Origin of the sequence: Mesorhizobium sp. M5C.F.Cr.IN.023.01.1.1, assembly GCF_003997585.1 — a bacterium.
Classification (GTDB): Bacteria; Pseudomonadota; Alphaproteobacteria; order Rhizobiales; family Rhizobiaceae; genus Mesorhizobium; species Mesorhizobium wenxiniae.
In genome coordinates this window covers 39,068-51,430 of sequence record NZ_RZSU01000045.1, presented here as the reverse complement: position 1 = coordinate 51,430, position 12,363 = coordinate 39,068, and the positions used below count along the sequence as shown (strand labels likewise).

The following is a 12,363-nucleotide window of genomic DNA, read 5'->3' as shown; positions in this document are numbered from 1 at the left end:
GAAATAGCCAGCAATGATGCAGCGCCGATCGTGAGCGCCTTAACCGGGCCGCTCATCGTCGATTGCCGCTTGAGAGCGTCGGCCTCGGCAGCGGCCGCTTGCGCCGCGCGTCTGGCTGCGGCGATGAAGTCGGATTTCGATGCATCGGGATTGCCGGCCCTGACCGGCGGTCCGCGTTCGTCGCGCACGCGTTTCATGATGGCGTTGAGGTCGGGGGGGCCGGAGCCGGGCTCCAGCGGCCGGTTGGCAACCTTCGGATCCAGCGGCTCGTCGAGATCGGCGCTCGGTATCTCGACATCAGGCGCCGAGCCGGCAAGCGGTGGAACGTCTGCCTCCTTCTTACCCTTGAAGGCGCGCGCCAGTCCGCCGAGAATCGACTTCCGGCCGCCGGGCTGCTCACTTTTCTCCGTCACCGTATCCGAACCAAGCGCCGCCATGGCCGCGGCCGCAGCGGCTTCGGCCGGCGTGCGCGGGTCTGGCTCATTGCGCATGATAGCATTGGCACGGCTGTCAAGGTCGGCCATGTCTCCAGTCAGCGGTAATGGCTGGTCGATATCCATGGACGGCGCGTCCTGGACCGTGATCTTGGAGGCTCGTGCCGCCCGCGCGCGCACCGGCGCAGCTGGCTGCGTGAACTCGCTCGCGGCTTCGGTCGCCTCGCCGGTTTCCAGCGAGCCCAGTCGGTCGACGATCTTGAGCAGCGTGTCGTGAATGGCCTCGAAGGTCCTCGAATTGCGCTCGTCGGAACGGCGCGTCAGTGCTTCGAGCGTCTTCAGATCCTGAGCGAGGCCAGAGACGGCCGCCGTGTTGGCACTGGAGCCGGCCAGCGAACGGACGGCGCTCTCGGCTGCCTCGCGCGCCGCGCTGAGGATGGAATCGCGGGTGCCAGCCAGCGACTTCTCGATTTCGTTGAGACGGGGGCTGATGTCCTCGAATTCCGGCAGTGGCGTGCCGGGCTTCGAAAGATGCGCCGACAGACCGGCGACTTGCGCCTCCAAGCTGCGGATCAGGGCCGGGTCGATGCCGGCGACTTGTGCCGCGGATGAATCCAGCCGGCTTGAAATATCTTCGAGGCGGCCTTCCAGGCCACGGATCGCCGCTTCGCTTGCGGAATCGGGAACGCGCGTTTCCATGCGCTGGGCCAGCGCGCTGAAGCGGGCGTCGATGGCGTCCATGATGCCGGCCCCGTCGATCTGCGGCACACGTTGGTCCAGCCTGTCGACGACTTCGTCCAGCCGGCGCTCGAGATCACGAAACAGCATGTTGCCTTGTTCGATCGCGTCGCCTTGGCGGCGCTCTATCATGCCGGACAGCACGTCGAAACGTTGCTCCAGCCCCTGGAAGATGTAGTCGGCATCCGGCATGGCAGGCGCCCTGTCGATCTTGTCGGCAATGAGCGCGATCTGCTTGTCGAGACGCTCCATCGCCTGCTCCGGCAAATTGGCCCGGCCGGCAAGATCGTCGACCCGGCTCGACAGCATGTTGAGGCGGTCAATAATCTCGCCGCTCGGGTGAACTTGCGTGACTTCCTCGATCTGCTGGGCAAGCGAGGCGATTCGCTTCTCGATTCGTTCGAGGGGTTCGGGGTCGAATGAATTGGCCTGCGCGGCGACGGTGGATGCGACGATAGCGCGGGAAATCTCGTCCAGCCGCTCGTCGATCATACCGAATGTTCCGCTGCCGCGATTGTCCTGCTGCCTGGCGAAATGATCGACGGCACCGGCAAGCGTGCGGACCTTTTCTTCGAGCGACCGCAGCGACAGTGATTCCGGCAAATTGTTGACGGCATTGCTGATCTGTTCGAGCCGGTCGGTCAGCATCGAAAGACCGGGTGCGTCGGACCGCTCGCGCTGATCGGCATCGACACGATCCTCGAACGCGGTCCAGCGGCGGTCGAAATCGTCCCAGCGGCGGCCGACCGCCTGCACGCTCTCCTCGCGCGCCAACGTGTCGAGCGCGGCCTTGACCTGCTCCAGCTCGAGCCGGAGCATGTTGACGCTTCTGTCGTCGCTCTTTTCGGCCAGGGTCTGGATGGCGCCGGAAAGCCGCTCGAACTCGACGCCGAGTTCGGCGCTGCCTTTGCCGCCCCCCGATTGGCCACCCGGCTGGGCGCTTGCCTGGAAAGCCCGCTCGATGTCCTTACGCAGCGCTTCGAATTCGCGCTGCAGGCCGGCGGTCATCTGGTGGCGCAGTTCCTCGCGCAGGCCGCGCAATTCGCCGGCGATCTTGCCGACCACGGCGACGCCGTCTTCTTGGCCGCGGACGCGGTCGATGTCGCGGGCGATCGCCTGGTAACTCTGGTCGAAGGTAGCCGGCGCCGGGCTTTTCGGCGGCTGCGCGGGGCGCGGATCCTCATAGGGCCGGGCGCTGGCATAGCGCGGCTCCGCGCTCGGCCGGCGCGGATCGAGACGCTCGCTCATGTCCTCGCGCGTCCGCTCCAGCCGCTGCTCCAGCGTTTCCAGGGAACGGTTGAGCTGTTCAAGCGTGGTGTGCGGCCTGCGCTGCCTGCCGGCGTTGAGTGTATCGAGATAGGACCGCTTGCTGTTCATCGATGCGCCCGTTCAGAATTACTGCTGGCTTGTGACCAGTTTCCCAAAGTCCTGCCGGAAACGAAGGCGGCCGCGCGGCTTAGCTACGGCGGAAGACCAACTTCCCGGGTTTCACCCGCGCTCCGAAAAACCGTGAAAAATTCGCTACAGAATAAACACGGGTAACCGACATGCGCACATTTCGCCCAACGTGGTAAACAACGCGTTAACTAAGCTTAAGAAGTTACAACGTGTTGGCGGGCCGCCTAAAGCGCCGCCGGGCCATGCGCTGCCGGATGCGGCAAAGTTCCTCCCCACAACGCCCTTGCTTCGTGAGGCGGCTATCGGTATACAATTGACGTAAACGTAAAGGTGCAGACTGTGCCGTTTGCGATTTGTTTGTTGAAACCACGAGTGGAAGCACGCCCCCGCTTCCACTCAGGCGACGCAAGGTGCGGGACCGCGACGCCACCAGATGGGGAAGCCAGTGACCATGAAACTTGTTTCGCCCGGCGAAGCCGCGGCCAATACCAATGACGTGTCTGATAAAGCCGGCGAGGATCTTGTCCGCATCGGCGAAATGGCCAAGAAATACGGAGTAACGCTGCGCACGCTGCGTTTCTACGAGGACAAGGGCCTTCTCAATCCGCAGCGCGACGGCTCGACCCGTCTCTACACGCGCCGCGACAAGGCCCGGCTGAAACTGATCCTGCTCGGCCGCAAGGTCGGATTTTCGCTGCGTGACGTCAAGCAGATGATGGATCTGTATGACCCGACAGGCTCCAACACCAAGCAGTTGCGACTGGCGCTCGACAAGTCGGAGAAGCAGCTTGCCCGTCTGCAGAAGCAGCGGGCGCTGATCGACGACGCCATCAACGAGTTGAGCAACTCGATGGCGGCGGTCCGTCAGATGCTAAGCGAACGTGCGGTGCCGCAGGCCAGCGTCGCCGGATAATTCGATCTCGCCGGCTTCCGGTGACCGGGCTTCTGACGAATGAGAGCCGTGTGGCCTTGGCCGCGCGGCTCTTTCTGTCTTCCGGCTGCGTCGGGATGACTGCATTTCAATTTGTTCCGCACTGGCTTCAACGGTGTAGCGCCGCTACGCTCACGGGTGAGGCTTCGGGAAAATTTGTCGCATTAAGAAATTGACGTTTACGCAAACGTCAACTTTTGCTATCCCCGACCTGAACATTGGTCCGCATGCTGTCCCTGACTTCATCTTGGGGCTTGATTTCGGGGCCAAGGCCGCATGGTGGAGGAAAACGCATGCCGATCTACAGGGCGCCGGTCCAGGACACACTGTTTGTGCTGAACGAGGTACTGGGCTACCAACGCTATTCCAACCTTCCCGGATTTTCCGACGCGACGTCGGATGTGGTCGAGGCCATCCTCGCCGAGGGCGCCAAGCTCGCCGAAAACGTCATGCAGCCGCTGAACCGCGTCGGTGACATGGAAGGTTGCGCGCGCCATGACGATGGCTCGGTGAGGACGCCGAAAGGCTTCAAGGAGGCCTTCGACCAGTATCGCGATGGCGGCTGGATGGGACTGGCCGCACCCGTCGAATTTGGCGGCCAGGGTCTGCCTTACGCGGTGCATACCGCTGTTTCCGAATACATGGTTTCGGCCAACATGTCGCTGATGATGTATCCCGGCCTGACGCAGGGCGCGATCGCGGCGATCATTACTCACGGCACCGACGAGCAGAAGGCGATCTGGCTGCCGAAGCTGGTCGAGGGCGCCTGGACAGGCACCATGAACCTGACCGAGCCGCATTGCGGCACCGATCTCGGCCTGCTGCGCACTAAGGCGGTTCCCAATGGCGACGGCACCTACAGGATCTCAGGCCAGAAGATATTCATATCGGCCGGCGAGCACGACATGTCGGACAACATCGTCCACCTCGTGCTGGCCCGCATCGAGGGCGCACCGGAAGGCGTGAAGGGCATTTCGCTGTTCATCGTGCCGAAGCTCAAGCTCGATGCATCAGGCAATCCTAGCGAGAAGAACACCGTGTCCTGCGGCTCGATCGAGGAGAAGATGGGCATCCATGGCAATTCGACCTGCGTCATGAACTATGACGAGGCGCAAGGCACGCTGCTCGGCGAGGCCAATGGCGGGCTGAAGGCCATGTTCACGATGATGAACGAAGCCCGGCTCGGCGTCGGCCTGCAAGGGCTGTCTCTGTCGGAGGTCGCCTACCAGAACGCTGTGTCCTATGCCAAGGATCGCCTGCAGGGTCGCTCGTTGTCCGGGCCGAAGGCGCCGGACAAGAAAGCCGATCCGATCATCGTCCATCCCGACATCCGCCGCAGCCTGATGACCATGAAGGCCTTCAACGAGGCCGGCCGCGCGCTGGCGCTGTGGACGGCGATCAAGTCGGACATCGCTCACCGTGCCAGTGACGACAAGGACCGCCAGGCTGCCGACGACTACACCGGCCTGATGACGCCGGTGGTCAAGGGCGTGCTCACCGACAAGGGTTTCGACCACGCGGTGATGGCGCAGCAAGTGTTCGGCGGCCACGGCTACATCGAAGAGCACGGCATGAGCCAGTTCGTGCGCGATGCTCGCATCGCCATGATCTACGAAGGCGCCAACGGCATCCAGGCACTCGACCTCGTCGGCCGCAAGCTGGCCTTGAATGGCGGCCGCGCCGTGCAGGCCTTCTTCAAGGAGGTCGGCGAATTCTGCGAGGAGAACCGCACCGACGAGAAGATGGCGCCTTTCACCAAGGCGCTGAAGAAGGGCCTCAACGATCTGCAGGCGGCGACGATGTGGCTGATGCAGAACAGCATGGCCAAGCCCGACAACGCCGGCGCCGCCTCAACCGACTACATGCATCTCTTCGGCCTTGTGGCGCTGGGCTACATGTGGGCGCATATGGCCAAGGCAGCCGGGGCGAAATTGGCGAGTGGCGCCAATGGGCCTTCGACCTTCTACGACAGCAAGCTTGTGACGGCGCGCTTCTTCATGGAGCGGATCATGCCGGAAACGTCGGCACACCTCGCCCGCATCTCCAGCGGCGCCGAGACATTGATGGCACTGCCAGCGGAAGCGTTCTAAGCTCGACAGCGTCGATACAGCCGGCCTTAACCTGTCGATACACGGAGGAAATCGTGGCGACAAATCCTGCCGAAGTGCTTGCTTTGCCCAAACCCGCCTGGGCGGCGGATGAGGTCGGCATGCTCTACGACATGGCGCACCGCTTCATGTCGGAAGAGATCGCGCCGCGCTATGACGAGTTCGAGAAGAACGAGATGGTCGACCGCGAGTGCTGGCTGAAGGCGGGCGCGGCCGGTCTGCTCTGTGCCTCGATGCCGGAGGAATATGGCGGTTCGGGCGGGACATTCGCGCATGAGAGCGCCATCATCGAGGCGATCGGCCACGTCGGCGTCGACGGTTTCGGCATCGGCCTGCACAATTCGATTGTCGCCCCTTATATCCTCCATTATGGCTCGGAGGAGCAGAAGAAGAGATGGCTGCCGAAACTGGCGACCGGCGAGCTGATCGGCGCCATCGCCATGACCGAGCCCGGCGCCGGCTCCGACCTGCAAGGCGTCAAGACGCGAGCTGAGAAGGACGGCAACCAGTACAAGGTCAACGGCTCGAAGACCTTCATCACCAACGGCCAGCTCGCCAATTTCATCATAGTCGTCACCAAGACCGATCCGGAGAAGGGCGCCAAGGGCACTTCGCTGATCGTCGTCGAGACCGACGAGGTGGAAGGGTTCGAGCGCGGCCGCAACCTCGACAAGATCGGGCTCAAGGCCAACGACACGTCGGAACTGTTCTTCAACGATATGCGCGTGCCGACCTCCAATCTGCTCGGCCACGAGGAAGGCCAGGGCTTCGTCCAGCTGATGCAGCAATTGCCGCAAGAGCGGCTGCAGATCGGCACCGGCGCCGTGGCCATGATCGAGCGGGCGCTGGCGTTGACCATCGACTACGTCAAGGAGCGCAAAGCCTTCGGCAAGGCGATTATCGAATTCCAGAATACCCAGTTCAAGCTGGCCGAACTGAAGACCGAGGCAACCGTCGGCCGGGTCTTCTACAATGACTGCGTCGCCCGCCACATCAATGGTGGCCTCGATCCGGTGACGGCCTCGATGGCCAAATACTGGCTGTCCGACCTGCAGGGAAAAGTCATCGACGAGTGCCTTCAATTGCATGGCGGCTATGGCTACATGAATGAGTATCCGATCGCCCGCATGTTCCGCGACGCCCGCGTCCAGCGCATCTACGGCGGCACCAACGAGATCATGAAATTGCTGATCGGGCGGAGCCTTTAGGAGGTCGCATGTCGAAGCATTTTGCTGAGCTTCGCTGGAAGCCGGGAGCAGGGGAGGATTTCCTCTCCGGCCGGTATTCCCGCGTCCATGAACTTCATTTTGATGGCGGCGCGGCCGTCTCCGCTTCCGCATCGCCGACGATCGTGGCGGCACCTTTCAGCGACGCAAAAAACGTTGATCCGGAAGAACTGTTCGTCGCTTCGCTTTCTTCTTGCCACATGCTCTGGTTCCTGGACCTGGCAAAACGCGCTAAGGTCAGTGTCCGATCTTATCACGATGAAGCCGAAGGCCTGATGGCCAAGAATGCTGAAGGGCGCACGGCCATCACACATGTAACCCTTCGTCCGCTCGTCGAATGCGACGCGGACGTAGCTACAATCGAGAGCATTCACCACAAGGCGCATGACGCCTGTTTCATCGCCAATTCGGTGCGGACCGAAGTGGTGGTCGAACCCCGATTCTAGATCACAGGAGATCACCAATGGCCGAAGCTTATGTCTATGACGCAGTGCGAACGCCGCGCGGCAGGGGCAAGAAGGACGGCTCGCTGCACGAGGTGCCGGCGGTGCGGCTCGGCGCCAAGGTGCTTGAGGCGATCCGCGACCGCAATGGGCTGGATACCGGCACCGTCGACGACATCATCTTCGGTTGCGTCGACCCGGTCGGCGAGGCGGGTTCTGTCATTCCGCGTGCCGCCGCCTTCGAGGCGGGTTACGACACGAAAGCGCCCGGCATGCAGATCTCGCGTTTCTGCGCCTCTGGCCTGGACGCCATCAATTTCGGCGCGGCCAAGATCGCGCAAGGCGCCGACGAGATCGTCATCGCCGGCGGCGTCGAATCGATGTCGCGCGTCGGCATGGGCGCATCCGGCGGCGCCTGGTTCATGGATCCTTCCGTCGGCCTGCCGGGCTGGTTTGTGCCGCAAGGCATCTCGGCCGATCTGATCGCCACGAAATACGGCTTTTCGCGCGACGATGTCGACGCCTATGCGGTCGAGAGCCAGAAGCGTGCCGTCAAAGCCTGGGGCGAGGGCCGCTTCAAGAATTCGGTGATCTCGATCAAGGATCAGAACGGCCTGACCATCCTCGACCACGACGAGCACATGCGGCCCGCGACCGATATGCAGTCGCTGGCGGCACTCAACCCGTCCTTCGTCATGCCCGGCGAAATGGGCGGCTTCGATGCCGTCGCAGTGCAGAAGCATCCTGAGGTGGAGGAGGTCAATCACGTCCACCACGCCGGCAATTCGTCCGGCATCGTCGATGGCGCGGCGGCCGTTCTGCTCGGCTCCAAGAAGGCTGGAAAGTCGCTCGGCCTGAAGCCGCGCGCGCGCATCCGTGCATTCGCCAATATCGGCTCGGAACCGGTGCTGATGCTGACCGGTCCAGTCGACGTGACCGAGAAGCTGCTGAAGCGCGCCAGGATGAAGCTGTCGGACATCGACCTGTTCGAGCTCAACGAGGCGTTCGCCTCGGTGGTGCTGCGCTACATGCAGGCTTTCGACATTTCGCACGATAGGATCAACGTCAATGGCGGCGCCATCGCCATGGGCCATCCGCTCGGCGCCACAGGTGCGATGATCTTCGGAACGGTGCTGGACGAACTGGAGCGCCGCGACCTGAACACCGCGCTGGTGACGCTCTGCATCGGCGCCGGCATGGGCACCGCAACGATCATCGAACGCGTCTGACCGGGAGAAAGACGATGAGCTACACCAATTTCACCCTCGACATCGACGCTGACAGCATCGCGCTGGTCACCTGGGATATGCCTGGCCGCTCGATGAACGTCTTCACCGAAGAAGCGATGCTGGAACTGAACGCCATCGTCGACAAGGTGGCGAGCGACGCGGCGATAAAGGGGGCGGTGATCACCTCCGGCAAGGATAGTTTCTCTGGCGGCGCCGATATCACCATGCTGCAGAAGATGTTGGCGACCTTCGCCGCCGACAAAGCCAAGGACCTGGACAAGGCGACCAAGGCGCTGTTCGAAAATGCCGGCTATATGACCGGCCTGTTTCGCAAACTGGAAACCTCAGGCAAGCCGTGGGTGTCGGCGATCAACGGAACCTGCATGGGCGGCGCATTCGAGTTGTCGCTCGCTTGCCATGGCCGTGTCGCGGCCGATTCCGACAAGGTCAAGATGGCGCTCCCCGAAGTGAAGATCGGCATCTTCCCGGGCGCCGGCGGCACCCAGCGCGTGCCGCGGCTGACCGACCAGCAGCAGGCGCTGCAGATGCTGACCTCCGGCCAGACGCTGTCGCCGCAAAAGGCCAAGTCGATGGGCCTGATCCACGAGATCGCCGAGCCGCAGAAGCTGGTCGAGACCGCCAAGGCCATGATCAGAAATGGCTTGAAACCGGTGGCGCCGTGGGACGAGAAGGGCTTCAAGCTGTCCGGCGGCCCAGTCTATTCGGTGGCCGGCGCCAATCTGTGGCCTCCGGCAATCGCCATCCTGCGTCGCGAGACCCATGGCAACTACCCTGCCGCCGCCGCCATCCTGAAATGCGTCTATGAAGGCCTGCTGGTGCCGTTCGACATCGCCTTGCGCATTGAGCAGCGTTATTTCACCGAGATCATGCAGACCAGGGAAGCAGCGGCGATGATCCGCTCGCTGTTCGTCTCGCTCCAGGAACTGAACAAGGGTGCACGCCGCCCGGCCGGCGTGCCGGAAACCAAGTTCAAGAAGATCGGCGTGCTCGGCGCCGGCTTCATGGGCGCCGGCATCGCCTATGTTACGGCCAAGGCCGGCATTCCGGTGGTGCTGCTCGACCGCGACATTGAAGCTGCCGCCAAGGGCAAGGCGCATTCGGACGGCCTGATCTCGGATCAGGTCAGGAAGGGCCGCGCCAAGCCAGAGGACAAGGACAGGCTGCTGTCGCTGATCACGCCGACGGCAGACTATGCCGACCTCGCAGGCTGCGACCTGGTGGTCGAGGCGGTGTTCGAGGATTCGGGCGTCAAGAAGGACGCCACCGAAAAGGCGGAGGCCATGCTGAAGCCGTCGGCGGTCTTCGCGTCGAACACGTCCACCATCCCGATCACGTCGCTGGCGAAGAATTCGGCGCGGCCGAAGAATTTCATCGGCATCCATTTCTTCTCGCCGGTCGACAAGATGATGCTGGTCGAGATCATTTTGGGCAAGAAGACGGGCGACAAGGCGCTGGCCGCCGCGATCGACTTCGTCCGCGCCATCAAGAAGACGCCGATCGTCGTCAACGACACGCGCGGCTTCTACGTCAACCGCTGCGTGCTGCGCTACATGTCGGAAGCCTACAAGATGCTGATCGAGGGCGTTCCGGCGCCGATGATCGAGAATGCGGCGAAGGCCGCCGGCATGCCGGTCGGTCCTTTGGCGCTCACGGACGAAACGGCGATCGACCTCGCGCAGAAGATCATGAAGCAGACCATGCGCGATCTCGGCGAAAACGCGGTCGACCCGAAGCAGATGGCGCTGATCAACACGCTGGTCGATACGCATGGTCGCTTTGGCCGCAAGAACGGCAAGGGTTTTTACGACTATCCGCAAAAGCCTGCCAAGAAGAAGTTGTGGCCGGGCCTGAAGGATCTCTATCCGCAGTTGGCGCCGGAAAAGGTCGACTATGAGGAACTGAAGCAGCGGCTCCTGGTCACCATCGCGCTAGAGGCGGCGCGGGTGATGGAGGAGGGCATCGTCACCGATCCGCGCGAAGCCGATGTCGGCTCGATCCTCGCCTTCGGCTTCGCGCCCTTTACCGGCGGCGTGCTGTCCTACATCGACGGCATCGGCTCAAAGAAATTCGTCAAGATCGCCAAGGGCCTGCAAAAGAAGTACGGCGCCGAGTTCAAGGCGCCGAAGCTCCTGCTCGACATGGCGGAGAAGGGCGAGACTTTCTACGAACGCTTCGATCCCTATGCCAGGAGCGAAGCCAAGAAGGCGGCGTGACGCCGCCTTCGGTGGTGGACAAAATCACGGCCACCGGTTAGAACGGAGAAGGTATTTTTTCCTGTTCTGAAGGAGAGCAAAAGTGCTCTCGCATGACCGCGTATGGGCCGCCATCGATGCTCTCGCCGAGCGCTATTCGCTCTCGGCCTCCGGGCTGGCGAAGCGAGCGGGCCTTGATTCGACTGCCTTCAACAAGTCGAAGCGGCTGTCCTCGGACGGGCGGCCGCGCTGGCCGTCGACCGAATCGCTGGCCAAGATCATCGAGGCGACGGGCGCCTCGCTCGACGAATTCACGGGACTGGTCGAAGGCCGCGGCAAGCCCGTTCCCGGATCTTTGCCCCCACAGAGGTCTTCGGTGCCGCTGCTCGGCTTCGCCCAGGCCGGCGCCGGCGGCTTCTTCGATGATGCCGGTTTTCCGGCGGGGCAGGGCTGGGACCTGATCGAGCTTCCGGCACAGGCGACCGAAACCTCCTATGCGCTGCAGGTCCAGGGCGATTCCATGCTGCCGCTCTACCGCAATGGCGATGTGCTGATCGTCGAGCCGGGCGCTGCCACCCGCAAGGGCGACCGGGTCGTCGTCAAGACCAATGCCGGCGAGGTCATGGCCAAGGTGCTGGACCGTCAGTCGTCGAAGTCGATCATGCTGGTCTCGCTCAATCCCGATCACCCGGACCGCGACATCCCTATGCGCGATGTCGAATGGGTGGCGCGGATTGTCTGGGCAAGCCAGTAGGGGCCGCCAGTGCGTCCGCTTCATGCAGCTGCTGCGGTGTTGACGATCTTGGTAATGGGGGCCGCGATCGGCGCCGGCGGCCGCGCCGTGCTTCAAGGCGAAAACGGCCGTGTCGCGGCTCGAGCGCAGGCCGGCATGGCGGCGCAATCCGACGCGCCTGCCACCGCCGCGATCCCGCGCCCCAAAGCGGCGAGGCCGGAGGCGCATTCCAGGGCCATCGATCCCGAGGTCGTCGCGCCGCCGCCGCTTCAGCCCGAAGAGCTTGAACGGGTCGAGCCGCGCGCGCCGCTGAGTGACCTAGCGCTGGCCAAACCGCCCAAATTGAAAATGCCCGACGACTGGAACGGGACAAAACTGTTCCAGCCGGTTGCGCCGGCCGCCGGTATGATCGAGGCCAAGGGCTACTCGGTCGCGATTTCGGGTATCGACATCGTCAGGCAGGACGAGACTTGCGCCGATGGCGGCAAGTCTTGGACGTGCGGCAGCCGGGCGCGAACGGCGTTCCGTGCTTTCTTACGCGGCCGGGCGGTGGTTTGCGCGGTGCCGCCCGAAGGCGGCCGCGACCTGATCGCCGCCGAATGCCGCGTTGGCAACCAGGATGTCGGTCTGTGGTTGATCGAAAACGGCTGGGCGCGCGCAGCCGAGGGTGGCCCTTACGTCGAGGCCGGCGAGAAGGCGCGTACGGCGATGAAGGGCATTTTCGGGCCGGCGCCCAGTCTCGCCGGCCTGCCTCCGGCACCAGCACCTGTCGCGGCAGCGCAGCCGACGCAGCTGATTCTCGATCCGTCGGCGACGGCTACGCCGCCAACCGAGACGACGGCTACGCCGCCAGCTGACCAGCCAGCGCCTTCTGAATGAGCGCGCGGGTTTCTGCGATGCCGTAGAGCGC

8 protein-coding genes and 1 pseudogene are annotated in these 12,363 nt (G+C 63.3%); 8 read left to right on the top strand and 1 reads right to left on the bottom strand.

Annotated features, from left to right (window positions below; all coding sequences use genetic code 11):
* Nucleotides 1–2,549, bottom strand: a pseudogene (locus EOA78_RS18925) (peptidoglycan-binding protein); the annotation flags it as partial.
* A gap of 472 nt (nt 2,550–3,021) precedes the next feature.
* Between EOA78_RS18925 and EOA78_RS18920 the strand changes: the two are divergent.
* The 8 genes from EOA78_RS18920 to EOA78_RS18885 all read left to right on the top strand — a co-directional run bounded on the left by EOA78_RS18920 (nt 3,022) and on the right by EOA78_RS18885 (nt 12,332).
* A complete protein-coding gene (locus EOA78_RS18920; RefSeq protein WP_127316442.1) occupies nt 3,022–3,483 on the top strand; it encodes a MerR family DNA-binding transcriptional regulator in 462 nt (153 codons plus the stop codon).
* A 311-nt stretch (nt 3,484–3,794) separates the two neighbouring features.
* A complete protein-coding gene (locus EOA78_RS18915; RefSeq protein WP_127316441.1) occupies nt 3,795–5,591 on the top strand; it encodes an acyl-CoA dehydrogenase in 1,797 nt (598 codons plus the stop codon).
* A 53-nt stretch (nt 5,592–5,644) separates the two neighbouring features.
* Nucleotides 5,645–6,817 (top strand): acyl-CoA dehydrogenase family protein, encoded by a 1,173-nt coding sequence (locus tag EOA78_RS18910; protein ID WP_127316440.1) that lies wholly within the window; start codon nt 5,645–5,647, stop codon nt 6,815–6,817.
* Between the two features lie 8 nt (nt 6,818–6,825).
* Nucleotides 6,826–7,281: an OsmC family protein gene (locus EOA78_RS18905; RefSeq protein WP_127316439.1), complete on the top strand. Its 456-nt coding sequence runs from the start codon at nt 6,826–6,828 to the stop codon at nt 7,279–7,281.
* A 17-nt stretch (nt 7,282–7,298) separates the two neighbouring features.
* Entirely contained in the window at nt 7,299–8,507 is a 1,209-nt protein-coding gene (locus EOA78_RS18900) for an acetyl-CoA C-acetyltransferase (protein WP_127316438.1), read from the top strand.
* Between the two features lie 14 nt (nt 8,508–8,521).
* Nucleotides 8,522–10,741: a 3-hydroxyacyl-CoA dehydrogenase NAD-binding domain-containing protein gene (locus tag EOA78_RS18895; protein ID WP_127316437.1), complete on the top strand. Its 2,220-nt coding sequence runs from the start codon at nt 8,522–8,524 to the stop codon at nt 10,739–10,741.
* A gap of 82 nt (nt 10,742–10,823) precedes the next feature.
* Nucleotides 10,824–11,474, top strand: a complete 651-nt coding sequence (locus tag EOA78_RS18890; RefSeq protein WP_127209416.1) for a helix-turn-helix transcriptional regulator — start codon at nt 10,824–10,826, stop codon at nt 11,472–11,474.
* A 39-nt stretch (nt 11,475–11,513) separates the two neighbouring features.
* The gene (locus EOA78_RS18885) at nt 11,514–12,332 is read left to right on the top strand and encodes a thermonuclease family protein (RefSeq protein WP_348628490.1); all 819 of its coding nucleotides are present in this window, start codon (nt 11,514–11,516) and stop codon (nt 12,330–12,332) included.
* Nucleotides 12,333–12,363: the final 31 nt, after the last annotated feature.